The sequence below is a fragment of the Streptomyces sp. NPDC051561 genome (assembly GCF_044454195.1).
Classification (GTDB): Bacteria; Actinomycetota; Actinomycetes; order Streptomycetales; family Streptomycetaceae; genus Streptomyces.
This window is the reverse complement of record NZ_JBITDM010000022.1, coordinates 54,066-77,888: the sequence shown is the minus strand read 5'-3', so window position 1 is coordinate 77,888 and position 23,823 is coordinate 54,066. Positions and strand designations below refer to the sequence as shown.

18 protein-coding genes, 1 tRNA gene and 1 pseudogene are annotated in these 23,823 nt (G+C 71.2%); 13 read left to right on the top strand and 7 right to left on the bottom strand.

All coding sequences use genetic code 11. The features are described 5' to 3' along the window. The first annotated feature begins 30 nt into the window (after positions 1–30). The 6 genes from ACIA73_RS33760 (at position 31) to ACIA73_RS33735 (ending at position 6,831) form a co-directional block, all read left to right on the top strand. Positions 31–333 (top strand): DUF3039 domain-containing protein, encoded by a 303-nt coding sequence (locus ACIA73_RS33760; protein WP_399442716.1) that lies wholly within the window; start codon positions 31–33, stop codon positions 331–333. A 293-nt stretch (positions 334–626) separates the two neighbouring features. Further along, positions 627–1,937: an extracellular solute-binding protein gene (locus tag ACIA73_RS33755; protein ID WP_399442715.1), complete on the top strand. Its 1,311-nt coding sequence runs from the start codon at positions 627–629 to the stop codon at positions 1,935–1,937. 8 nt (positions 1,938–1,945) lie between these two features. Further along, the gene (locus ACIA73_RS33750) at positions 1,946–2,899 is read left to right on the top strand and encodes a carbohydrate ABC transporter permease (protein ID WP_399442769.1); all 954 of its coding nucleotides are present in this window, start codon (positions 1,946–1,948) and stop codon (positions 2,897–2,899) included. Then, the gene (locus tag ACIA73_RS33745) at positions 2,896–3,774 is read left to right on the top strand and encodes a carbohydrate ABC transporter permease (RefSeq protein ID WP_399442714.1); all 879 of its coding nucleotides are present in this window, start codon (positions 2,896–2,898) and stop codon (positions 3,772–3,774) included. The genes ACIA73_RS33750 and ACIA73_RS33745 overlap by 4 nt, the downstream gene beginning before the upstream one ends. A gap of 158 nt (positions 3,775–3,932) precedes the next feature. Next, on the top strand, positions 3,933–5,564 hold the full coding sequence (locus ACIA73_RS33740; RefSeq protein WP_399442713.1) for a beta-N-acetylhexosaminidase: 1,632 nt from the start codon (positions 3,933–3,935) through the stop codon (positions 5,562–5,564). Between the two features lie 373 nt (positions 5,565–5,937). Next, positions 5,938–6,831 carry an FAD binding domain-containing protein gene (locus ACIA73_RS33735; RefSeq protein WP_399442712.1) on the top strand — a complete coding sequence of 298 codons (894 nt, stop codon included), beginning with the start codon at positions 5,938–5,940 and terminating at the stop codon, positions 6,829–6,831. 839 nt (positions 6,832–7,670) lie between these two features. On the opposite strand, the gene ACIA73_RS33730 is transcribed toward ACIA73_RS33735, so the two are convergent. Next, positions 7,671–8,006, bottom strand: a complete 336-nt coding sequence (locus ACIA73_RS33730) for a hypothetical protein (RefSeq protein ID WP_399442711.1) — start codon at positions 8,004–8,006, stop codon at positions 7,671–7,673. A 475-nt stretch (positions 8,007–8,481) separates the two neighbouring features. Here ACIA73_RS33730 and ACIA73_RS33725 point away from each other — a divergent pair. The 3 genes and pseudogenes from ACIA73_RS33725 to ACIA73_RS33715 form a co-directional block, all read left to right on the top strand. Next, positions 8,482–9,090 (top strand): annotated as a pseudogene (locus ACIA73_RS33725) ((2Fe-2S)-binding protein); the annotation flags it as partial. After that, positions 9,087–11,390 carry a xanthine dehydrogenase family protein molybdopterin-binding subunit gene (locus ACIA73_RS33720; protein WP_399442710.1) on the top strand — a complete coding sequence of 768 codons (2,304 nt, stop codon included), beginning with the start codon at positions 9,087–9,089 and terminating at the stop codon, positions 11,388–11,390. The pseudogene ACIA73_RS33725 and the gene ACIA73_RS33720, both read left to right, overlap by 4 nt. Before the next feature lie 378 nt (positions 11,391–11,768). Beyond that, positions 11,769–12,995 (top strand): lactonase family protein, encoded by a 1,227-nt coding sequence (locus ACIA73_RS33715; protein ID WP_399442709.1) that lies wholly within the window; start codon positions 11,769–11,771, stop codon positions 12,993–12,995. A 130-nt stretch (positions 12,996–13,125) separates the two neighbouring features. Here the strand turns inward: ACIA73_RS33715 and ACIA73_RS33710 are convergent. Next, a tRNA-Cys gene (locus ACIA73_RS33710) sits at positions 13,126–13,197 on the bottom strand. Positions 13,198–13,348: 151 nt separating this feature from the next. Then, positions 13,349–14,212 carry an alpha/beta fold hydrolase gene (locus ACIA73_RS33705; protein ID WP_399442708.1) on the bottom strand — a complete coding sequence of 288 codons (864 nt, stop codon included), beginning with the start codon at positions 14,210–14,212 and terminating at the stop codon, positions 13,349–13,351. 128 nt (positions 14,213–14,340) lie between these two features. Here ACIA73_RS33705 and ACIA73_RS33700 point away from each other — a divergent pair, with 128 nt between their 5' ends. The 4 genes from ACIA73_RS33700 to ACIA73_RS33685 all read left to right on the top strand — a co-directional run bounded on the left by ACIA73_RS33700 (position 14,341) and on the right by ACIA73_RS33685 (position 20,147). Then, positions 14,341–15,894 (top strand): MFS transporter, encoded by a 1,554-nt coding sequence (locus ACIA73_RS33700; RefSeq protein WP_399442707.1) that lies wholly within the window; start codon positions 14,341–14,343, stop codon positions 15,892–15,894. 286 nt (positions 15,895–16,180) lie between these two features. Next, entirely contained in the window at positions 16,181–17,962 is a 1,782-nt protein-coding gene (locus tag ACIA73_RS33695) for a DEAD/DEAH box helicase (protein WP_399442706.1), read from the top strand. A 638-nt stretch (positions 17,963–18,600) separates the two neighbouring features. Beyond that, the gene (locus ACIA73_RS33690; protein ID WP_399442705.1) at positions 18,601–19,242 is read left to right on the top strand and encodes an IclR family transcriptional regulator; all 642 of its coding nucleotides are present in this window, start codon (positions 18,601–18,603) and stop codon (positions 19,240–19,242) included. A gap of 95 nt (positions 19,243–19,337) precedes the next feature. After that, a complete protein-coding gene (locus ACIA73_RS33685; RefSeq protein WP_399442704.1) occupies positions 19,338–20,147 on the top strand; it encodes a hypothetical protein in 810 nt (269 codons plus the stop codon). Here ACIA73_RS33685 and ACIA73_RS33680 read toward each other — a convergent pair. The 4 genes from ACIA73_RS33680 to ACIA73_RS33665 all read right to left on the bottom strand — a co-directional run bounded on the left by ACIA73_RS33680 (position 20,098) and on the right by ACIA73_RS33665 (position 23,711). Further along, a complete protein-coding gene (locus ACIA73_RS33680) occupies positions 20,098–21,489 on the bottom strand; it encodes an MFS transporter (RefSeq protein WP_399442703.1) in 1,392 nt (463 codons plus the stop codon). The two genes, ACIA73_RS33685 and ACIA73_RS33680, sit on opposite strands and share 50 nt — an antisense overlap. After that, positions 21,486–21,743 (bottom strand): hypothetical protein, encoded by a 258-nt coding sequence (locus tag ACIA73_RS33675; protein WP_399442702.1) that lies wholly within the window; start codon positions 21,741–21,743, stop codon positions 21,486–21,488. The genes ACIA73_RS33680 and ACIA73_RS33675 overlap by 4 nt, the downstream gene beginning before the upstream one ends. A 304-nt stretch (positions 21,744–22,047) precedes the next feature. Further along, positions 22,048–22,698, bottom strand: coding sequence for an ArsR/SmtB family transcription factor (locus ACIA73_RS33670; protein WP_399442701.1), 651 nt, complete (start codon positions 22,696–22,698; stop codon positions 22,048–22,050). Positions 22,699–22,820: 122 nt separating this feature from the next. Further along, on the bottom strand, positions 22,821–23,711 hold the full coding sequence (locus tag ACIA73_RS33665) for a glycine betaine ABC transporter substrate-binding protein (RefSeq protein ID WP_399442768.1): 891 nt from the start codon (positions 23,709–23,711) through the stop codon (positions 22,821–22,823). Between the last annotated feature and the right edge of the window lie 112 nt (positions 23,712–23,823).

Here is a 23,823-nt window from a genome sequence, read left to right as displayed (position 1 = left end):
GCGCAAGGGGGCCTTGTACCCTTGGCTCGTATGAGCACTCTTGAGCCCGAGCCCGAGCGCGGGGCAGGTACGGGGACACTTGTAGAGCCGGTTCCGCAGACGTCGCGCGGCGACGGGGACCACGAGCGGTACGCCCATTACGTCCAGAAGGACAAGATCATGGCGAGCGCCCTGGAGGGCACTCCCGTGGTGGCGCTCTGCGGCAAGGTGTGGGTGCCGGGGCGCGACCCCAAGAAGTACCCGGTCTGCCCGATGTGCAAGGAGATCTTCGAGTCTCTGGGCGACAAGGGTGGCAAGGGCGGTAAGGACGGCAAGGGCGGCGACAAGAAGTAGGCCCTGGCCGCCGGTTGGCGGTTCTCGACCGCAGGTTCGTGACCGCGGTTCTGATGCGGTGGGACGGCCCCCGCAGTGCGCTTCGGCGTGCTGCGGGGGCCGTTCTCGTGTTCCGGGCGCCGTTCTCGTGTTCCCGGGGCGAAGGGGCCCTCGCGGAAACCCTCGCGGGAAACCCTTGCCGGTAACCCTTGTCCGCGGCGTAACACCCCTCTAGTCTCCTGCCTGTTGTGTTGTGCAGAACGAAACGCCCGTTGCGTATGTTGCAACGCTCACCCGACAGGGGTCCGCATCCCATGAGACTCAACGCCCGAACTTCCCTGCCCTTGGCGGCGCTTGTCCTCGCCGGGCTCACCGCCACCGCCTGCGCCCCCCAGACCTCGGAGGGCGCGGGACCCAAGAAGGACGAGAAGAGCGGCACGCTGCGGGTGTGGCTGTTCCAGGAGGTCGGCAACAAGCCCAAGGAAGAGGTCGTCGACAAGGCGGTCGCCGCCTTCGAGAAGGCCCACGCCGGGACCAAGGTGCAGGTCGACTACATACCCGTCGACACCCGCGCCCAGAAGATCAAGGCCGCCTTCAACGACCCGAAGAGCGCCCCCGACCTCATCGAGTACGGCAACACCGACACCGCCGGATACGTCAAGGACGGCGGACTCGCCGACGTCAGCGCCGAGTTCGGCGCATGGGCGGACGCCAAGGACGCGGACGACACCGCCAAGCAGTCGGTCACGGTCGACGGCAAGGTCTACGGGGCCCCGTTCTTCGTCGGCGTACGCGCGCTGTACTACCGCACCGATGTGCTGAAGGACGCGGGCGTCGCGGTGCCCACCACCCAGGCCGAGCTGATCGCCGCCGCGAAGAAGCTGCACAAGGCGAAGCCGGACATGTACGGGCTGGCGGTCGGCGGCGCGTACACCTACGGCGCGATGCCGTTCGTCTGGGCGAACGGCGGCGAACTCGCCACCGGGGAGGCCGGTTCGTACAAGGCGGCCATCAACAGCGACAAGGCGCGCAAGGGCATCGAGGCGTACACCTCGCTCTTCGGCGACGACAACTGCCCGGCCGCCAAGTGCGCCGAGATGGGTGGCAACGCGACGGTCACCGCCTTCGCCTCCGGCAAGGCCGCGATGGCCATCGGCGGCGACTTCAGCCACGCGGCGGTGGAGGCCGGGAAGGTCAAGGGCAAGTACGCGGTGGTGCCGCTGCCCGGACTCGAAAAGGGTTCGGTGGCACCGGCGTTCGCGGGCGGCAACAACATCGGCGTACTCAAGTCCACCCAGCGCAGGACGCTCGCCGTGGAGCTGATGAAGTCCCTCTCCGGCAAGCAGACCCAGGGCGACCTCTTCGACGCGATGGGCTTTCTGCCGACGTACACCGATGTGCGGGGCGAGGCCGCGAAGAAGGAGCCGTTCGTGGCGCCCTTCGTGAAGACCCTGGACTCGGGCCCGAAGTTCGTTCCCGCGTCGCCGGGCTGGGCGCAGATCGACGCCTCGCTGGTGCTGCCGACGATGTTCCAGGAGATCGTCAGCGGGCGTAAGGACGTGGCGAAGGCGTCCGACGACGCGGCGAAGAAGATGGACGCGGCATTCGGGACGTACAACAAGTGACTTCGTCGGTGACGGTGCGGGAGCCCAAGTCCGGGCAGCGGGCCCCGCGCCGCCCCTCCGCCACCCGGGGCGGCAGCCCGGCGACGCGCGGGCGCGGCTGGACGCCGTGGCTGTATCTCGCGCCGGCGCTGGTCGTGCTCGCCGGACTGCTCGTCTACCCGATCTACCAGCTGGGCCTGATCTCCTTCCTGGAGTACACCCAGGCGCAGGTCAGTGGCGGTGAACCGACCAGCTTCCAGGGGCTGGGCAACTACTCCACGCTGTTCGGCGACCCACAGTTCTGGCAGGTGCTGCTGACCACGATCGGCTTCGCGGCCGCGTGTGTGGTGGCGACGCTGGGGGTGGGCTGCGCGCTCGCCGTACTGCTGACCCGGATTCGGGCGCTGCCCCGGCTGGTGCTGATGATGGCCTCGCTCGGGGCGTGGGCGACGCCAGCGATCACCGGGTCCACGGTGTGGGTGTTCCTCTTCGACGCGGACTACGGGCCGGTCAACCGGATCCTCGGTCTCGGTGACTTCTCGTGGACCTACGAGAAGTACAGCGCCTTCGCGCTGGTGCTGATGGAAGTGGTCTGGTGCTCCTTCCCGTTCGTGATGGTCACGGTGTATGCCGGGATCCGGGCGATCCCGGGTGAGGTGCTGGAGGCGGCGGCGTTGGACGGGGCGTCGCAGTGGAAGATCTGGCGCTCGGTGATGGCGCCGATGCTGCGGCCGATCCTGGTGGTGGTGACCATCCAGTCGATCATCTGGGACTTCAAGGTGTTCACCCAGATCTTCGTGATGACCAATGGCGGCGGCATCGCCGGCCAGAACCTCGTGCTCAATGTGTACGCGTACCAGAAGGCGTTCGCGTCCTCGCAGTACAGCCTCGGCTCCGCGATCGGGATCGTGATGCTGCTCATTCTGCTGGCGGTCACGCTCGTGTACCTGCGGCTGATGCGACGTCAGGGGGAAGAGCTGTGAGTGCGCTCGGGCCGGATTCTTCGAGGCGTTACGCCGGTTCTGCTTTTCGGGTACGCCGTCCGGGCCGCCTCCTCGCCGAGGCGTCCGCGCTGATCGTCGCGGTGGTGGTGGCGTTCCCGCTGTACTGGATGGTGCTGTCCGCGCTGAAGCCGGCCGGGGAGATCCAGTCGACGGACGCCAAGCCGTGGACGCTGGCGCCCTCGCTGGACTCGTTCCGGCGGGTCTTCGAACAGCAGGACTTCGGCCGGTACTTCGTCAACAGCCTGCTGGTCGCCGGGACGGTGGTGCTCGCCTCCGCGCTGATCGCGTTCCTCGCGGCGACCGCGGTGACCCGCTTCCGGTTCAAGTTCCGCACCACGCTGCTGATCATGTTCCTGGTGGCGCAGATGGTGCCGGTGGAGGCGCTGACCATCCCGCTGTTCTTCCAGATGCGGGACTTCGGCCAGCTCAACACCCTGGGCTCGCTGATCCTGCCGCACATCGCCTTCTCGCTGCCGTTCGCGATCTGGATGCTGCGCGGCTTCGTGAAGGCGGTGCCGGAGGCGCTGGAGGAAGCGGCGTACATCGACGGCGCGAGCCGCACCCGCTTCCTGTGGCAGATCCTCTTCCCGCTGGTCTTCCCGGGCCTCGTGGCGACCAGCGTCTTCTCCTTCATCTCCACCTGGAACGACTTCCTGTTCGCGAAGACCTTCCTGATCAGCGACACCTCGCAGTCCACGCTGCCGATGGCGCTGCTGGTCTTCTTCAAACCGGACGAGAACGACTGGGGAGGGATCATGGCGGCATCGACCGTGATGACCATTCCGGTACTGGTCTTCTTCGTCCTCGTGCAGCGGCGCCTGGTCTCGGGACTGGGCGGCGCGGTGAAGGACTGAGCGGGCGGGGGTACGGGGGCGGGGCCCGGCCGGGCCGGGGGTTCGGTCCGGTACGGGCCCTCGGGCCTTCCGGCCGACACGGGGTTCCAGACTGACACGGGGCTTCCAGACTGACACGGGGCTTCCAGAGCGACGTAACCCGAAAGGAATTGAGCGACATGACCGATCTGATTCCGGCCCCGGCGGCGGTGGACGGCCCGCAGGGCGGAGGGGCGGTGGCCCGGCTGCACGCGGGGTCCACCGTGCACGCCGCACCCGGCACCGAGGACACCGCGCAGTGGTTGCGCGTCACCCTCGGCCCCGCGCTCGGCCTGCCGCTGGCGCCGGCCGACGGTGCGCAGGCCGCGGCGGTACGTCTCGTCCTCGACGACGCGCTCGCGGCGGAGGCGTACCGGCTGACCGTGCATTCCTCGCACGGCATCGAGTTGCGGGGCGGCAGCGCCGCGGGGGTCTTCTGGGCGGCCCAGACCCTGCGTCAGCTGCTCGGCGCGGAGGCGTTCCGCAGCGCTCCGGTGGATTCCGGTAAGGACGGCTGGAGCATCCCGGAGCAGGTGATCGACGACGCGCCCCGGTTCGGCTGGCGCGGCCTGATGCTGGACGTGGCACGGCACTTCATGCCCAAGGCCGATGTACTGCGGTACCTCGACCTGCTCGCCGCCCACAAGCTGAACGTCTTCCACTTCCACCTCACCGACGACCAGGGCTGGCGCGTCGAGATCAAGCGCCACCCCCGCCTCACCGAGGTCGGCTCCTGGCGGCCCCGCTCCAAGTGGGGCCACCGGGCCTCCGAGTTGTGGAACGACACCCCGCACGGCGGCTTCTACACCCAGGACGACATACGCGAGATCGTCGCCTACGCCACCGCCCGGCACATCACCGTCGTCCCCGAGATCGACATCCCCGGCCACTCCCAGGCCGCCATCGCCGCCTACCCCGAGCTCGGCAACACCGATGTCATGGACACCACTTCGCTCGGCGTCTGGGACACCTGGGGCGTCAACCCCAACATCCTCGCCCCGACCGACAACGTGTTGCGCTTCTACGAAGGGGTCTTCGAGGAGCTCCTCGACCTCTTCCCGTCCCGCTTCGTGCACATCGGCGGCGACGAGGCCCCCAAGGAACAGTGGAAGAAGTCCCCGGCCGCCCAGGCCCGCATCGCCGAACTCGGCCTGTCCGGCGAGGACGAGCTCCAGTCCTGGTTCATCCGGCACTTCGACAGCTGGCTCGCGGCGCGCGGACGCCGCCTGATCGGCTGGGACGAAATCCTGGAGGGCGGCCTCGCCCCCGGCGCCGCGGTCTCCTCCTGGCGCGGCTACGCGGGCGGCATCGCCGCCGCGAAGGCCGGCCACGACGTGGTCATGTGCCCCGAGCAGCAGGTGTATCTGGACCACCGTCAGGACGGCGGCCCCGACGAGCCGATGCCCATCGGCTACGTCCGCACCCTCGAAGACGTCTACCGCTTCGAGCCCGTACCCCCGGAGCTCACCGAGGCCGAGGCCCGGCACGTCCTGGGGACCCAGGCCAACGTCTGGACCGAGGTCATGGAGAACCGCGGCCGCGTCGACTACCAGGTCTTCCCCCGCCTCGCCGCCTTCGCCGAGGTCGCCTGGTCGGCCCTCCCCGCCCCGGCCGAACGGGACTTCACCGCCTTCGAGTCCCGCATGGCCACCCACTACGGCCGCCTCGACGCCCTCGGGGTGGACTACCGCCCGCCCGGCGGCCCGCTCCCTCGGCAGCAGCGACCCGGAGTGATCGGACGCCCGATCGAGGGGTCCCCCCCAAACGTGTGAGCCGCGCGAGGAGATGCGTGTGCTGTCGCCCCGGCCCTGGGACCGTTCCCGGGTCGGGGCGGCTCTGTGTGCGACCCGTCGCACGGGGGGCGTCACTCTCCTTCGTACAACGTCATCGAAAAACGTGCAGAGTTGAACGAAGGGTCCCTGACCTCCTGAATCCCCTGAAACCGCCAAAGGTTTCAAATGCGGTCAATCCGGCCCTATCGGGGGTGCCGGGCGAAAGCGGATCCATGCCCCGGACGGGTGGGGAAGTCCCATGGCGGACCCTCGCGTCGGGCGGATCCGAAGATGTGCCAGAGTTGCCACGTCCGGGCCGGGAGCACGTACCGTACGGCGCAACAAGGCGGGACACCGGGAAGGGGCAGCTGGGTTGACCACGCACGCACCGCAGGCCGCGCAGTCCGTGACGCTGCCTGCCTCGCTCGACGAGGCCGTGGCGGCACTCACCGCCATGCCCGCAGCCGTGCCCGTCGCGGGCGGCACCGACCTGATGGCCGCCGTGAACTCCGGGCACCTCAGGCCCTCCGGCCTGGTCGGCCTCGGCCGGATCAGCGAGATCCGCGGCTGGCAGTACCAGGACGGCCACGCCCTCCTCGGCGCCGGCCTCACCCACGCCCGCATGGGCCGCCCCGACTTCGCGGCGCTCATCCCCGCCCTGGCCGCCGCCGCCCGCGCCGCCGGCCCGCCGCAGATCCGCAACGCCGGAACCCTCGGCGGCAACATCGCCACCGCCGCCCCCACCGGCGACTCGCTGCCGGTCCTTGCCGCCCTGGAGGCGACCCTGGTCATCGCGGGCCCCGGTGGCCGCCGCGAGATCCCGGTCTCCCACCTGCTGGCCGGCCGCGCGATGCTCGAACCCGGTGAACTCATCGCGTTCGTCCGCGCCCCGCTGCTGCACGCCCCACAGGTCTTCCTCAAGGCCACCGGCCGCACCGGTCCTGGCCGTGCCACCGCCTCCGTCGCCCTCGTCCTCGACCCGGCCCGACGCGGAGTGCGCTGCGCCGTGGGAGCCATCGCGCCGATGCCGCTGCGCCCGCTGGAGGCCGAGGCCTGGATCGCGTCACTGATCGACTGGGACGGCGAGCGCCGCCTCGCCCCGGAAGCCTGCGAGGCCTTCGGCGAGTACGTCGCCGCCGCCTGCATCCCGGACCCACCCCAGCCGGCCGACGGGGGAGAGGCGCCCGTGCTGTCCGCCGCCGTACTGCACCTGCGGCGCACGGTCGCCGCGCTGGCCCGACGAGCACTGGGAAGGGCGCTGTCATGACCGATCACACCAACGGCAACGCCGAGAGCAACGGCAATGCCGGCACCGGACACACCGGCGACCCGGGCCACCCCGGACCGGCCCACACCCCCGACGGCACCCCGGGCGACGCCGGCACCTCGCCCAGCCACATCCCGGTGTCCGGTCTCGGAGTGACCGGCTGGCAGCCGACGCCGCAGAGCGGGGAGTACGACGCCGACGCGACGGCCTTCGTCCAGCTCCCGGAGGGCTTCGACTTCTCCGGCCCCGGCGACCCCCTCGCCGCCCCCGGCCACGACTACGTGCCCCCGCACATCACGGCCCCCCTGGAAACCGGCACCTGGAACGTCCACCTCCACCAGGACCCGCAGGGCTACCCGCCCCAGCCCTACCTGCCCCAGGACCCGCACCAGCTCCACGGTTCGGACCAGCTTCACGGTTCGGACCAGCGGCCGGATTCGCACGGGCCGCACCAGGCGCAGGGTGGGGGTCGGCCCCACGGTTCGGACCAGGCGTTCCCGCACCAGCCGTCGGCGGGCTGGCCGGTCGCCGGCCACGACGCGGGTGCGACGAGCCAGTGGAACTTCTCCGAGGCTCTCGACGCATCCCGGGCCCCGTCCCCTGCGTCCTCCCCGGCCCCCTCCTCGGACTCCTCGGACCGGCCCACCGGGCAGTGGACGATCCCCGTCGCCGACGACGAAGCCCCCGAGGACTCCGGTGAGTTCCCCGTAGCCCCGGTGGCCCCCTGGCACTCCGCGGGAGCCCCGGCGACCCTGCCCGGCGGCGCCCCCGCCCCCTGGGCACTCCCGACCACCCCGACCACCGGTGCCACGGCCCCCGAGGCCACCCACCCCGCCGGGTCACCTCAGGACCTGCCGGTCGGCAGCCCCACGGACGGCTCCGGTCTCCCGCCCGTACCGTCCGTCCCCGAGGACGGGACCCCGGCCGAGACCGCCCCGGCCGCAGTGGCTGACCTGCGCGCGGTGACCGACGAGACCGCGGCGGCTGACGAGACCGCGGGGTCCGACGAGACCACGGTGTCCGATGAGACCGCGCTGTCCGACGAGTCCGTGATGGCTGCCCCGACCGCTGCGGTCGAGCAGTCCCACGGCGACGTTCCGGAGCCCGGCACCGAACCGGGTGCGCACCCCGGTACGCAGTCCGCACCGGCGCAGGAAGCCGACTCGGCCACGCACCCTGCCTCCGCGTCCGACGCGACCCCGGCGGACGGCGCCACTGCGGACGCGCCGTCCGGCGATCACGCCACCGCCCCCGACGGAACCCCGCACGACGGTGCTCCCGCCACCGACGGCGACGCCGACGGAAACCCGCAGGACGGTGCTCCCTTCACCGCCACCGCCACCGCCACCGACTCCAACGCCACCGACGGCACCACCGGCTCCCCGGACGCCACCGACCCCGAGGCGGACCTGGACTCCGGCACCGTCACGGCCGGTACGGATGCCGACTCCGGGTACGGACCCGACACCGCCAGCGGGGGGGGGGGGGGGCGGCCCGGGGGGGGGGGGGGCGCCGCCCCCCCCCCCGCCCCCCCCCCCCCCCCCCCCCCCCCCCCCCCCCCCCCCCCCCCCCCGCCCCGGCCCCCCCCCCCCCGCCCTCGGCATCGAACCGTCCTACGCCGCCCCGCACGAGCCCGCCCCCTACCGCAACGAGCCCAGCGAACACCCGCACGCCTCCTACGTGCTGCGGGTCAACGGCGCCGACCGGCCCGTCACCGAGGCCTGGATCGGCGAGTCGCTCCTCTACGTCCTGCGCGAGCGCCTCGGCCTCGCCGGTGCCAAGGACGGCTGCTCCCAGGGCGAGTGCGGAGCCTGCGCGGTCCAGGTCGACGGCCGCCTGGTCGCCTCCTGCCTGGTGCCCGCCGCGACCACCGCCGGCTCCGAGGTCCGCACCGTCGAGGGCCTGGCCACCGACGGGGAACCCTCCGACGTCCAGCGCGCCCTGGCCAACTGCGGGGCCGTGCAGTGCGGCTTCTGCATCCCCGGCATGGCGATGACCGTCCACGACCTGCTCGAAGGCAACCACGCGCCGTCCGAGCTGGAGACCCGACAGGCACTGTGCGGCAACCTCTGCCGCTGCTCCGGCTACCGCGGCGTACTCGAAGCCGTACGCGAGGTCGTCACCGAGCGCGAGGCGAGCGCGGAGGCCGCGGCCACCGGCCACATCACCGACGAGCCCCGCATCCCGCACCAGGCACCCCCCGGCGCGGGCAGCGCCCAACACACCCTTCACCACCCGCACGACGGAGGCATGCCGTGAGCAACGACGCGGCCACCGCGACCGCAGCGGTCGGCGGCACGCAGCAGGAACCCCCCGCCCACGGCCTCGGCGCCTCGCTTCCCGCAGCCGACGCCCGCGCCAAGACCGAGGGAACCTTCCCGTACGCGGCCGACCTCTGGGCCGAAGGCCTGCTCTGGGCCTCGATCCTGCGCTCCCCGCACGCCCACGCCCGCATCCTCTCCGTGGACACCGCCGCCGCGGCTGCGATGCCCGGCGTCCGTGCCGTCGTCACCCACGCCGACATCCCGGGCGACCCGCACTACGGGCGCAAGGTCGTCGACCGCCCCGTGTTCGCGTCCGAGGTGGTACGTCACCACGGCGAGCCGATCGCCGCCGTCGCCGCCGACCACCCCGACACCGCCCGACTGGCCGCCGCCGCGATCGCCGTCGAGTACGAGATCCTCGACCCGGTCACGGATCCGGAGAAGGCCTTCGAGGCCGAGCCCCTCCACCCCGACGGCAACCTGATCCGGCACATCCCGCTCAGCTTCGGAGACCCCGAGGCCGCCGGCGAGGTCGTCGTCGAGGGCCTGTACCGGATCGGCCGCCAGGACCCCGCCCCCATCGGCGCCGAGGCCGGCCTCGCCGTGCCCCGCCCGGACGGCGGTGTCGAGATCTACACCGCCTCCACCGACCCGCACACCGACCGCGACCTGGCCGCCGCCAGCTTCGGCCTGGAACGCGAACGCGTGAAGATCGTCGTCACCGGAGTGCCCGGCGCCACCGGCGACCGCGAGGACGCGGGCTTCCAACTCCCGCTCGGACTCCTGGCGTTGCGCACCGGCTGCCCGGTCAAACTCGCCGCCACCCGCGAGGAGTCCTTCCTCGGGCACGCCCACCGCCACCCGACCCTGCTGCGCTACCGCCACCACGCGGATGCCGAGGGCCGCCTGGTCAAGGTCGAGGCGCAGATCCTGCTCGACGCGGGTGCCTACGCCGACGCCTCCTCCGAGTCCCTCGCCGCCGCCGTTTCCTTCGCCTGCGGCCCCTACGTCGTCCCGCACGCCTTCATCGAGGGCTGGGCCGTCCGCACCAACAACCCCCCCTCCGGTCACGTCCGAGGCGAGGGTGCCCTCCAGGTTTGCGCCGCGTACGAGGGCCAGATGGACAAGCTGGCGGACAAACTCGGCCTGGAACCGGCCGAGTTGCGGATGCGTAACGTCCTGGCCACCGGCGACCTGCTGCCCACCGGCCAGACCGTCACCTGCCCCGCCCCCGTCGCCGAACTCCTGCGCGCCGTACGGGACTCCCCGCTGCCCACCCTTCCCAAGGACTCCCCGGAGGAGGGCTGGCTGCTGCCCGGAGGCCCGGAAGGCGCCGGTGAACCCAGTGCCGTTCGCCGCGGCGTCGGCTACGCCCTGGGCATGGTGCACATGCTGGGTGCGGAGGGCACCGACGAGGTCTCCACCGCCACCGTCAAGGTCCACGACGGCGTCGCCACGGTCATCTGCGCGGCCGTCGAGACCGGCCAGGGCTTCTCGACGCTGGCCCGCCAGATCGTCCAGGAAACCCTGGGCATCGACGAGGTGCACGTCGCCTCCGTCGACACCGACCAGCCCCCGGCGGGAGCCGCCACCCACAGTCGTCACACCTGGGTCTCGGGTGGTGCCGTCGAACGTGCCGCGAAGATGGTCCGCACCCAGCTCCTCCAGCCGCTGGCGCACAAGTTCGGCATGTCCACCGAACTCCTTTCGATCGCCGACGGCAAGATCACCTCGTACGACGGCGTCCTGAGCACCACCGTCACCGAGGCCATGGACGGCAAGGAACTGTGGGCCACCGCCCAGTGCCGCCCGCACCCCACCGAGCCTCTGGACGAGACCGGCCAGGGCGACGCCTTCGTCGGACTCGCCTTCTGTGCCGTCCGCGCGGTCGTGGACGTGGACATCGAGCTGGGTTCCATCCGCGTCGTGGAGATGGCGGTCGCCCAGGACGTCGGCAGGGTCCTCAACCCGGCCCAGCTCGCCGCCCGTATCGAGGCCGGGGTCACCCAGGGCGTCGGGGCTGCCCTGACGGAGAACCTCCGCACCCCGCGCGGCCTGGTCCGCCACCCCAACCTGACGCACTACGCCCTGCCGACGGCCCTGGACGCCCCGGACATCCGGATCGTCAAGTTGGTCGAGGAGCGCGACGTGGTCGCCCCCTTCGGTGCGAAGGCGGTGAGCGCGGTGCCGGTCGTCACCTCGCCCGCAGCCGTCGCCTCGGCGGTGCGGGCCGCGACCGGCCGCCCGATCAACCGGCTGCCGATCAGGCCTCAGGCGGCGGTCAGTACCGCCTGAGGTTCTGACGCCCTGAGGTTCCGAGGCACGGGGTGGAAACCCGGGAGCCGGGGTCGCGCCCGCCGAACGGCTGCCCGCGAGGCCGACTGTCACGAGGCCGGTGTTGTGGGGCCTACTGTCACAAAGCGGGCAGTGGCGAGGCCTGGCGGTAAAGCAATCCCTATGCAGTTCACAAGGAACCGGTCGCCTCGGCGACTTCACTCACGAACGCTAATTCGCGAGTGGAATGGAGTGTGACAGCCGGGTCTGACAATCGAGGCTCTTCACGGTCCCGCTGCCCCTTCCCGCCGTGCCCTCTTGCCCCTGCATGGTGGTCCAGGCCACCATGCAGGGCGCAACACGACTGGCGGGTGGGACTCAAGAGGCGTGAGGGACTTGATGAGCGAAACGCGTGAGGCATCCGAGACCCCTGGGGTGCAAGGGAATCCCACTGAAAAGTCCCTGAGCAGAAGGGGATTCGGTGCTCTCGTCAGTGCCGGAGCCGCAGGTCTGATCCTGCCGGACAGCGCGGCCCACGCAGCGCCCGCCACCCCGGCCCGGCTTGCTGCGGATGGACTGCGCCGCGCCTATCTCGGCACGTACACCACAAATCCCGGCGGGGGTAAGGGAATCGGCCTTGCCTCCTATCGGCCCGGCCAGGGCGGACTCACCTCCTCCGGTGTGCTCACCGGGGTCGCCAACCCCTCGTACCTCACCCTGTCCCCCGACCGTCGGACGCTCTACGCGGTCAATGAACAGGCCAAGGGGACGGTGACAGCGGTCCGGGTGAGCGACGGTCGGCCCCCGGAGGTGCTGGGCAGCCGGGCCACGGGTGGTGCCGATCCGTGTCATGTCTCCGTGCACCCCGGCGGAAGGTTCCTGTTGAGCGCCAACTACACGGGCGGCAGCCTGGCCGTGCACCCCATCGGCCGGGACGGCGCGCTGGGCGAGGCCACCGAGGTGGTGCGGCACACGGGTTCGGGTCCGGATCCGGAGCGTCAGGAGGCGCCGCACGCGCACATGGTGATCACGGATCCGGCCGGGAGGCACGTCCTGGCCGTCGATCTCGGCACCGACTCCGTGCACACCTACCGGCTGGACGAGCGGAAGGGGCGACTCCGGGAGAGCGGGAGGATGGCGACCCGGCCCGGCGCGGGGCCGCGGCACCTGGCCTTCCATCCCTCGGGTCGGTACGCGTACCTGGTCAACGAACTCGACAACACGCTGGTGGTGTGTGGCTACGACCCGCGTACCGGCACGCTGGAACCGGGAACTCCGCAGGCCACGCTGCCTGCGGGCGCGGATCTCAGCGAGCGCAACTACCCGGCCGGAGTGGTTGTTTCCGCGGATGGCCGCTTTGTGTACGTGTCCAACCGGGGGCACAACAGCATCGTGCGTTTCGCCGTCGGGCGGGGCGGGGCCAACCTGCGGCTGCTGTCGGTGACGGCGGCGGGCGGCGCGTATCCGCGGCACATCGTGCTCGACCCGGCCGGCACGCTGCTTTTCGCCGCCAACCAGAAGTCGGGGTCGGTCACGACCTTCCGGGTGGATCGGAGAACAGGGCGGCTCACCCCGGCGGGCGAGGCGTTCGCGGCACCGGTACCGGTGTGCGTACTGCCCGTCTGAGCTGGGGAATTGGCCCGTCCGTGACCGATTGTCAGTGGTGGGGTCTAGTCTTCTTTTACGTCGATTTCTTACATCGATTCAGACATTGCCCCAGAGTGGAAGGAGGCGGGAATCGAGCAGGACCGAGAAGAGGCCGTGATCGGAATCGAACCGACGTAACTCGCTTTGCAGGCGAGCCCCTGAGCCACTCGGGCACACGGCCGTGCGCTTGATTGTTCCTTGGTAACTCCAGAACGGTAGAACGGAATCGGGGACCCACTCAAGGGTTCCGATGGCGCTGCAATGTGACTGCCATGTCCCGTTCACAGAGTGCTTTCGCGGTGCGTTGCACAGCGTGCCTTCACAGCGTGCCTTCACAGTGCTCCGAGGAACGAGGTCACCGCCGCCCGGAACAGCTCGGGGTCGTCCACCCACGGGTAGTGGCCCACCCCGGAGAGCTGCCTCCACTCACCACGGGGGAAGGATGCGGCGACCAGTTCCCCCACGCGTACACCTGTGATCGTGTCCAGCTCGCCCGTCACCACGAGTGCCGGGCAGGGCACCTCTCGCAGGCCCTTGAGGATGGCCAGCCGGGCGGAGTCATCCACTCCCTGAGGGAAACCGGCGCGGGGGACGGGGTTGTCCTGGGTGGGCGCCGCCGCCGCATGGGCGCGCTGCGGTGCGTCCCACCGGGCGTAGGCCATCGGTGCCGCCTGCGCCAGCAGGGCACGGATCTCGCCGGGATCGGAGGTTGTGGCGAGGCGTTGTACGGCGGCCGAGGCCTCCGCCCACCACGGCTCGCCACTGCGGGAGTCGAAGATCTCCCGCGCGTCGTCGGGGAGCTCACCCCGCGCGGCCTGGACACGCCCCTCCGGGCAGACGAGGACCAGGTGGCTCAGGCGCCCGGGGTGAGAGGCGGCGTAGCACTGCGCGGTGGCGGCCGCGGCGCCGTGGGCGAGCAGGGAGAAGCGCTCCAGGCCGAGACGGGTGCGCAGCGCTTCGAGGTCCTGGGCGAGTGCGGGGAAGGCGTAGCGGTCGGGGTCGTCGGCGGGCGGTGAGTGGCCCGTGCCCCGGGAGTCGGGGACCAGCAGGCGGTACACGCGGTCGAGCCCACCCAGGTCGCCGAGGTAGGCGGCGTCCCGGCCTGGGCCGCCCGCCAGACAGACAAGGGGCGAGCTGGAAGGGCCCAGCACCTGGTAGGAGAGGGTGGTGTCGTCGTACGAGCGGTAGAAGGGCATGGTGCTACGCCTGCCCAGTCCTGTCGGGGACACCGGTTTCCTCATGCACCGGTCGTACGACCAAGGGCGGAGCGGGGACCCGTCGGGAGACAGGGGCCCAGCCGGTTTTTGGCCCTTACCCTGGGCGTATGACCGCCCTGGGGCCCCGCGACGCCGATGTCGCACCGACCGACATACCCGGACCTCCGCCACCGCCCGCGGGCTCCGGTCCCGCGACGAGCGATTCGAACCCCGAGGGCATCCGGGCCACCTCGGACTCGGCGGGTCCCTCCGGCTCCGGGACTGCCTCGGAGGGAGTGCTCGGGAAGACCCACCGGGCGCTGAGCATCGGCATCGTCTCCGTCGTGCTGCTGATCGCCTTCGAGGCCACGGCCGTCGGTACGGCGATGCCGGTCGCCGCACGGGAGCTGCACGGCATCCCGCTCTACGCCTTCGCGTTCTCGGCGTACTTCACCACCAGCCTCTTCGCGATGGTGCTGTCCGGTCAGTGGGCCGACCGGCGGGGCCCTCTCGCACCGCTGACCACGGGGATCGTGGCCTTCGCCGCGGGGCTGCTGCTGTCGGGCACGGCGGGCACCATGCTGCTGTTCATCCTGGGGCGGGCCGTCCAGGGGCTCGGCGGCGGACTGGTGATCGTCGCCCTGTACGTGGTGATCAGCCGGGCCTATCCGGAGCGGCTGCGGCCGGCGATCCTGGCGGCGTTCGCCGCGAGCTGGGTGGTTCCGTCGGTGGTCGGTCCGCTCGCCTCCGGAGCGATCACGGAGAGCCTCGGCTGGCGTTGGGTGTTCATCGGCATCCCGGCGCTGGTGGTCTTCCCGTTGGCACTCGCGCTCCCCGCGATCCGGCGGATGGCCGCCGGGCCCGCGGACCCGGACGCCCCGGTGCCACCCTTCGACCGGAAGCAGATCCGGCTGGCGCTGGGGATCTCGCTGGGAGCCGGACTCCTTCAGTACGCGGGTCAGGACCTGCGGTGGCTGTCGTTGCTGCCCGCCGCGCTGGGGGTGGCGCTGCTGGTGCCCGCGGTGCTCGGGCTGCTGCCCAAGGGCACCTACAGGGCGGCGCGGGGGCTGCCGTCGGTGGTGCTGCTGCGCGGTATCGCGGCCGGGTCGTTCATCGCGGCGGAGTCGTTCGTGCCGCTGATGCTGGTCACCGAGCGGGGACTGTCGCCGACGATGGCGGGTCTGTCGCTGGCGGTCGGCGGCGGAACCTGGGCGTTCGGCTCCTACATGCAGTCGCGGCCCCGTATGGAGCCGTACCGGGAGCGGCTCGTCTCGGTCGGCATGGTGCTGGTCGCGGTGGCCATCGCGGTCGTCCCGACCGTCCTGATACCGGCCGTGCCGGTGTGGATCGTGGGGGTCGCGTGGGGCTTCGGCTGCTTCGGAATGGGCATGGTCATCGCCTCGACCAGCGTCCTGCTGCTGCAGCTGTCGGCCCCCGAGGAGGCGGGCACCAACTCGGCGGCCCTGCAGATTTCCGACGGCCTTTCCAATGTCATGCTCCTCGCGATCGGCGGAGCGGTCTTCGCCGCGCTCGGAGGAGGTTCGGTCGCGGCCCACTCGGCGGTCGCGGGCGCGGCCGGCAGCTCCCACCCGACGGCATTCGCCGCGGTGTTCCTGCCGATGTCGGGAGTGGCACTGGTGGGGGCGTGGGTGGCCACGCGGCTGCGGACGCGGGACACCTAGCGGGGGAGGCGGGGCGTACCGCACGTGCGGTGGCTCTGCGGGAGGTCGCTGGAGCGGGTTTCCGTCGAACGGGCGGCCGGTGTGGGGTGGTCGAGGGGCCGGATGGCAGGTTCGGCACCCTGTCCGACCTGCGGGAATCCTCAGTGTGAGAGGCGCCTCCCCGTTGCGGGGCGTTGTACGACACGTGTTGCCGGTGGCGCGCCGGTAAGGTGGCCCGGTTGTCGTACGGGGCGAAGTCGCACTCCGTGGGCAACCCGCCACGTACCCGACGCTGCGACCGGAGACCGTGACTACCACCGCTTCGCACCACCTCTCACCCGCCTTTCCCGGCCGTGCCCCGTGGGGTACCGCCAGCAAGCTGCGAGCCTGGCAGCAAGGGGCGCTGGAGAAGTACATCCAGGACCAGCCCCGCGACTTCATGGCTGTCGCGACGCCCGGAGCCGGGAAGACCACCTTCGCGCTGACGCTCGCCTCGTGGCTGCTGCACCACCACGTGGTGCAGCAGATCACCGTGGTCGCGCCGACCGAGCATCTGAAGAAGCAGTGGGCGGAGGCCGCTGCCCGGATAGGGATCAAGCTCGACCCGGAGTACAGCGCGGGGCCGCTCAGCAAGGAGTATCACGGCGTCGCCGTGACGTACGCCGGTGTGGGTGTCCGGCCGATGCTGCACCGCAACCGGTGCGAGCAGCGCAAGACCCTGGTCATCCTCGACGAGATCCACCACGCCGGTGACTCGAAGTCCTGGGGCGAGGCCTGCCAGGAGGCGTTCGACCCGGCGACCAGGCGCCTCGCGCTCACCGGTACACCCTTCCGGTCCGACACCAACCCCATCCCCTTCGTGGCGTACGAGGAGGGGAACGACGGGATCCGGCGGTCGTCGGCCGACTACACGTACGGCTACGGGAACGCGCTCGCCGACGGTGTCGTGCGGCCCGTGATCTTCCTCAGCTACAGCGGCAACATGCGGTGGCGGACGAAGGCGGGCGACGAGATCGCGGCCCGGCTCGGTGAGCCGATGACCAAGGACGCCATCGGGCAGGCTTGGCGTACCGCGCTGGCGCCGACGGGGGAGTGGATCCCCAATGTGCTGGCGGCGGCCGACAAGCGGCTGACCGAGGTCAGGAAGGGCATCCCCGACGCGGGTGGGCTGGTCATCGCGACCGACCAGGACTCCGCCCGGGAGTACGCCAAGATCCTGAAGCGGATCACCGGGGACAAGGTCACCGTGGTGCTCTCCGACGAGAAGGCGGCGTCGAAGCGGATCGACCAGTTCAGCGAGGACGGCTCGCGGTGGATGGTGGCGGTGCGCATGGTGTCGGAGGGTGTCGACGTGCCGCGCCTCGCGGTCGGTGTGTATGCGACGACCATTTCGACACCGCTGTTCTTCGCGCAGGCCGTCGGGCGTTTCGTGCGGTCCCGCAGGCGGGGCGAGACGGCTTCGGTGTTCGTGCCGACGATCCCGATGCTGCTCGACTTCGCGAACGAGATGGAGGTCGAGCGGGACCACGTCCTCGACAAGCCCAAGAAGGGGAGCGAGGACGAGAACCCCTTCTCGGAGGAGGACAAGCTGCTGGCCGACGCCGAGCGGCTGGAGGACGAGGAGACCGAGGAGCAGCTGCCGTTCGAGGCGCTGGAGTCCGACGCGGTCTTCGACCGGGTGCTCTACGACGGGGCCGAGTTCGGGATGCAGGCGCACCCGGGCAGCGAGGAGGAGCAGGACTACCTGGGCATCCCGGGGCTGCTGGAGCCCGACCAGGTGCAGTTGCTCCTGCAGAAGCGGCAGACCCGGCAGATCGCGCACAGCAGGCAGAAGCCGGCCGCCGAGGCCGACCTGCTGGAGAAGGCCGCCGACGCCAGGCCGGTCGTCACGCACAAGCAGCTGCTTGAGCTGCGGAAGTCGCTGAACACGATGGTCGGGGCGTACGTGCATCAGAGCGGAAAGCCGCACGGTGTCATCCATACCGAATTGCGCCGGGTCTGCGGTGGTCCGCCGAGCGCGGAGGCGACCGCCGGGCAGCTCAAGGACCGGATCAAGAAGGTTCAGGAGTGGGCCACCCGGATGCGGTGAGTGGGGGACCCGGGGCGGGAGCGTGGCCCGGGGCGGGAGCCGCCGAAAGGAGCCAGGGGTGGGAGCCGGCGACAGGGGCCAGAGGGTGAGCCGGGGGCACGGGGCCCGGTGCGGAGGTCGAGGCCGCTCGGCGCGGGATCGCTGAACTGCCTTACTGGCAGGGGTGGTTGAGGCGCGGCTGGTGTGGGAAGAACTGGTGGTCCTGGGCGGGGACGACTGAGGGCGGGATCCGGATCTGTGCGTTCCGGGTCCCGCCCTGCCCGTCCTTGGAGGACGGGATCACATCCGAAGGTCGGCCCCCACGGTCGGCCCTCGGTATGCCTGTCAGAGTATTGCGCTGCTTTGACCAGGTATATGTCCAAAAGTCCTGCCCCGTCGTGACTTTGGTCCCGCAAAGGGCCGTCGCGGTGAATGGAGGGATCAACTCCCTTCCTGCGCCCGGATTCTGGACGAGGTCTTCCGCTGAGCGGAGTGGATCGCTACCTTTCCGGCAACGCATACGCCCCGTGGCAGCGTCGCCTCGGAGCGCAGCCGGTGCCAGGACCTGCCGGCGGCCTCTGCGCGCGTCGCCGACGGACCGGTGATGTGCACGATGCGCAGGAGGACCGTCCGCATCTCACCACGGAGGAGTGGGCGTCGTGACCGCGGAGACTTCCCAGACGCTCGACAGAGGACTACGCGTCCTCAAGCTGCTCGCCGATACCGACCACGGCCTCACCGTCACCGAGCTGTCCAACAAGCTCGGCGTCAACAGGACGGTGGTCTACCGGCTGCTCGCCACGCTGGAACAGCACGCTCTCGTACGTCGTGACCTGGGCGGGCGCGCCAGGGTCGGGCTGGGGGTGCTGCGGCTGGGACGGCAGGTCCACCCGCTCGTACGGGAGGCGGCGCTGCCCGCGCTCAGGTCCCTCGCCGAGGACATAGGGGCGACGGCCCACCTCACGCTGGTGGACGGGGCGGAGGCCCTCGCCGTCGCCGTGGTCGAGCCGACCTGGACGGACTACCACGTGGCCTATCGGGCAGGGTTCCGCCACCCGCTCGACCGGGGTGCCGCGGGCCGGGCGATCCTGGCCGCGCGGCAGAGCGTACTGACCGAGCCCGCGTACACCCTCACCCACGGTGAACTGGAGGCCGGGGCGAGTGGGGCCGCCGCACCGCTGATCGGGGTGACCGGGGTGGAGGGCAGCGTGGGGGTCGTGATGCTGTCCGACTCGGTTCCGGAGCGGGTGGGGCAGCGCGTGGTCGACGCGGCGCGAGAGGTCGCCGACGCGCTGCGGTGAGCTGCGGGCGGGGGGCAGGACCGAGGCTGTGCCGGGAGTGGAGCCGGGCGGGGCGGGTTGGCCGGGGGGTCGGAGTGGGCCGTTAGATTGGGGGCGTGCTCCCTCTTCTCTCGCGGCTCTCCCGTAACGGCCGTATCGCTGTCTGTGCCCTGCCTGTCGTGGCCCTGCTCGGGACGGCGGCCTTGGCGCCGTTGCCGTTCGCGGTGGCCCAGCCAGGATCGGCGACCGATGTACTGGGCAAGGACAAGGAGGGCCGGCCGGTCATCAGCATCACCGGGGTGGCGACCAGGCCGACCTCGGGGCAGTTGCGGATGACGACCATCGTGGCGACGGGGCCGTCCGTCGATCACCGGGTGGGCGAGCTGGCGGACGCCTGGTTCCGGGACGACCGGGCGGTCATGCCGCACGACGTGGTCTATCCGACCGGCGACGACGACAAGGAGGTCTCCGAGTACAACAAGGCGGAGATGCTCAAGTCGCAGAACGCCGCCGTCACCGCGGCCCTGGGCTACCTCGGCCCCCAGGGCAAGGGGGCCAAGGTCGACCTCAACCTTGCCGACGTCGGCGGCCCCAGCGCCGGGTTCCTCTTCACCCTCGGCATCATCGACAAGATCGACGGCGACGGTGCGGGCGGCGATCTGACCGGTGGGCTCGACATCGCCGGTACGGGGACGATCGACGCGGACGGCAAGGTGGGCCCGGTCGGCGGCGTACCCCTGAAGATCAAGGGGGCCCGGGCGGACGGGGCGACGGTGTTCCTGGTGCCGAAGGCGGAGTGCGACCAGGCGAAGACCGGGCTGCCGCAGGGGATGAGGCTGGTGCCGGTCAGTACCGTGACCGACGCCGTGTCCTCCCTCAAGGAGCTGGGGAAGAAGGGCGGGGGAGAGAAGGTTCCGAGCTGCTGAGGGGCGCGGCGGCCACGAGTGGGTGAGCGTCGGCCGGGGCCGGGGCCGGGGCCGGGGCGCTGGCGTGGACCGGGCCCGGGGTGTCCATGGACCGCCAGACCGGGAAGACCAGCGGGCTCAGGGTGGCCAGGAAGTAGAGGCCGCCGACGATCAGCAGGGCGGTGCGCAGGCCCGCTCCTTCGACCAGGATGCCCGCGGTGAGGCCGCCGAGCGGGATGGTCATCTGGCAGCCCGCGGCGAGGATGCCCGAGACGCGGCTGCGGAGTTCGAGCGGTACGCGTTCGAAGATGACCGTGGTGAGGATCGGATTGAGGGTGCCGATCGCGAGACCGCCCGCCACCAGGGTGACGGCCAGCGGCAGCGTGCTGTCGGTGAATGCGGCGACCACGAAGCGCGGTACCTCGCCGATGACGAACGCCCCCGTGAGGACGGCCCAGCGCGAGAAGTGGTGGCCGAACGCCCCGTACAGCAGCGCGCCGAGCAGTGCCGAGCCGCCGAACAAGGCGCTCAGTATGCCGAGTTGGGTGGCTCCACCCAGGTTGTCGTCGGCGTGCACGGGGAGCAGGACCGCGCTCCAGGACTGGTTCAGTCCGTTGGTGAAGGTGATCATCAGGACGACGGCGAGCAGGAGTCCGCCGCCCGCGACGTAGCGGTAGCCCTCGCGCAGGTCGCGCCGGTACGCGGCGAAGGACGCCGGGGCCGTGGACTTCATCGGTTCGGCCGCGCGGACCCCGCGCACTCCGACGGCGATCAGCGACGCCGAGAGCAGGAAGGAGGCCGCGTCGAGCAGCAGTACGGCCTCGGCGCCGAACAGTCCGGCCAGCACCCCGGCGAGCGCGGCGCCCGCCATCCGGGCGCCGCTGGACACCGCCTCGGTGAGGCTCGCCGCCCGCGCCAGGGTGGTCCCGGCGCGTTCGGCGAGGTCGGGGATCAGGACCGACCGGGCGGTCATGCCGGGGGTGGCGACCAGTCCGCCGACCGCCATCAGGGCGCACAGCATCCAGAATTCCAGCAGCCCCGCGTAGTGCAGCAACGGGATGGTGGCGACCGAGGCGGCGCAGATCAGGTCGGTGACGATGCTGGTACGACGGCGGCCGAACCGGTCGATCAGCGGCCCGCCCACCAGTGCGGACACCGCCACCGGCAGTGTCGCGCAGAACGCGACGACCCCGGCCCGCCCGGCGCTGCCGGTCGTCGACAGTACGAAGATCGGCACCCCGATCAGGGTGAGCGAGTTGCCGATGGTGGAAATGGTGTGGGCGGACAGTACGGCGGCGAGCGGGCGCCGGTCGTACGGGGCGGCCGGGGCAGCGGCCGCGCGGGGTGAGGTGCGCTCGTTCACCGGGCACCGGCCGTACGGAATCGGTGTTCGCCGGAGCCGGTGCCGGAACCGGCGGTGCGGACGAGGCGGAGGCCCAACTCAACCAGCTTCCAGCCGAGTTGGGTGCGCAGGGCCCGGTAGGGGCGGTGGGCGGTGCGGTGGGAAGCGTCCTGGCGAGTCAGGGCGCGGGCCCGGTCGTGGGCAGCGGCCTGGCGCTGGAGTTCGGCGGAGCGGGCGGCGTGCACGTGACGGAAGGTCTCGGGGTGCATGTGCATGGCGATGCTTCCTCTCGGTGTTTGCGTACCTGGGGGTGGCGCTGGGGGGGGGCTGGGGTGGAGTGGCGCTGGGGGGTGGCTGGGGTGGAGCAGCGCAGGGGTGGGCGTCGTGTGCGGGCATGCCAGGGAGGGCCGTGCCCGAAGAGTGGGGACGTGCCTGGGGGAGGGGTGGCCGGCAGGGGGCGCGCCTGTGCCCGGACGGTGGTGAAGCCGGAGTCGGTCCACCTCCGGAGGGCGTCGGTCCTCGGTGGGGAGCCGGATTTCGGCGGTGGTGAGGCTGGGGTCAGTCCTTGGTGATCCGGGGTCAGTCCTTGGTGATGGGGAAGCCGTGCACGTGGACGCGGTACTTAGCCGAACCCTCCACGCCTTCGTCGCCCGGTAGTCGGTAGCTCTCGATCAACGCGGTCATGCGGTGGCCGAGTTCGGCGGCCTGCTGAGGAGTCAGACGCACGGTGTAGTCGCTCAGCTGGGTGTTCAGCCGCCACTCGTCGGGCCAGTCGCGGGAGGTGCCCAGCCAGGTGGCGAGTTCGCGGGTGTGGGAGTTGGCGATCTCGTGGACGAGGAGGTCGACGGCCCCGCGCACGGCGGGGTCGGGGTTGTCGGCCAGTGAGCCGTCGGTGTACGTGCCGTCGTGGGCGGCCCGCCACCAGCGTTCCCGTCCCTTGCCGTGCTCCGGGGCGTCCTCCACGAAGCCGTACGTCGCCAGTTGGCGCAGGTGGTAGCTGGTCGCGCCGCTCGACTCGCCCAGTCGGTCGGCCAGTTGGGAGGCGGTCGCGGGGCCGTAGTCCCGCAGTGCGCGCAGCAGGCTCATACGCAGCGGGTGTGCCAGTCCGCGCAGGGACCGGGCATCGAGCATGTGGATCTTCTGCTCGGGGGCGGCGGCGGGGGCCGGCGCCTCCGGAGCGGCCGGCGGGACCGGCGTCCCCTGGCTCTGCGGAGCATCGCGTTCTGGCATGCCCCTACCGTAGAGTTGCAAAGAGATCGTTGCAAGGGATTTTTGCAACTACTTCTTTGCAAGGGGTTGTTGGCAAGCCGGAGCGCCGGTCCAGGCTGCCCCACCGCCCAACTCCCCACCCCCTAGCCCTCCTTGATGAACCCCTTCCTGACCAGCCACTCCTTCGCCACCGCATGCGGATCATCCCCGTCCACATCCACCTGGGCGTTCAGTTCCTGTGCCACCTCATTGCTGAGCTCGGCCGTGACCGGGGCCAGCAGGCCGGCGATGGCCGGGTACTTCTCCAGGGTCGCGGAGTTGATCTCGGGGGCCGCGTTGTAGTTGGGGAAGAAGTGCTTGTCGTCCTCCATCACCACCAGATCCATCGCCTTGATCCGGCCGTCGGTGGTGAAGACCTCGCCGTAGGTGCAGGCCGTGCCCGCGGCGACCTGGGTATAGATGATTCCGCTGTCCATCTTGGCGATGTTCGCGGGCGGGATCTTCATGCCGTACGCCTTCTCCATGCCCGGCACCCCGTCGTCGCGCGACGCGAACTCCGAGCCCACGCACAGCGTCACCGCCGACGGGTCCTTCCGGGACAGGGCGGCCACGTCGGAGAGGGTCCTGGTCCCGTACTTCTTCTGGTTGGCCTGGTTCATGGCCAGGGCGTAGGTGTTGTTGAGGGTGGCCGGGGGCAGCCAGCTGATGCCGTTGGACACGTCGGCTGCCTTCACCGCCTCCCACTGCTTCGCCGGGTCGGTGATCGGCTTGTCGTGACCGAGGTACGTGATCCAGGCGGTGCCGGTGTACTCGTACATGGCGTCCGCGTCGCCGCCCTTGACGGCCTCCCGCGCCCCGATCGACCCCTGGATCCCGGTCCGGTCGAGGACGTCCGCGCCCGCCGCCTCGAAGACGAGCCCCAGGATCTGGCCGAGCACGAGCTGTTCGGTGAACTCCTTGGAAGTGACGGTCAGTTCGGCGTCCTTCAGCGGCAGCCCCGCCCCCACGCTGCCCGGCCTCACGTCGTCCACCATCGGGCTGCCACTGGTCAGCCCGCACCCCGAGAGGGCGATCAGCGCGGCCACGGTCGCGGGCCCCCTCGTACCCCGGAAGCCTCTCGCGCCCCGGTAACCCCGCGAACCCCGA

Excerpts from the sequence above, each read along its gene's own strand:
- ACIA73_RS33760 (WP_399442716.1), top strand. The coding sequence starts at position 31 with ATGAGCACTCTTGAGCCCGAGCCCGAGCGCGGGGCAGGTACGGGGACA.
- ACIA73_RS33700 (WP_399442707.1), top strand. The coding sequence starts at position 14,341 with ATGACCGCCCTGGGGCCCCGCGACGCCGATGTCGCACCGACCGACATA.
- ACIA73_RS33705 (WP_399442708.1), bottom strand. The coding sequence starts at position 14,212 with ATGCCCTTCTACCGCTCGTACGACGACACCACCCTCTCCTACCAGGTG.
- ACIA73_RS33740 (WP_399442713.1), top strand. The coding sequence starts at position 3,933 with ATGACCGATCTGATTCCGGCCCCGGCGGCGGTGGACGGCCCGCAGGGC.
- ACIA73_RS33675 (WP_399442702.1), bottom strand. The coding sequence starts at position 21,743 with ATGCACATGCACCCCGAGACCTTCCGTCACGTGCACGCCGCCCGCTCC.
- ACIA73_RS33715 (WP_399442709.1), top strand. The coding sequence starts at position 11,769 with ATGAGCGAAACGCGTGAGGCATCCGAGACCCCTGGGGTGCAAGGGAAT.
- ACIA73_RS33755 (WP_399442715.1), top strand. The coding sequence starts at position 627 with ATGAGACTCAACGCCCGAACTTCCCTGCCCTTGGCGGCGCTTGTCCTC.
- ACIA73_RS33665 (WP_399442768.1), bottom strand. The coding sequence starts at position 23,711 with ATGGTGGACGACGTGAGGCCGGGCAGCGTGGGGGCGGGGCTGCCGCTG.
- ACIA73_RS33670 (WP_399442701.1), bottom strand. The coding sequence starts at position 22,698 with ATGCCAGAACGCGATGCTCCGCAGAGCCAGGGGACGCCGGTCCCGCCG.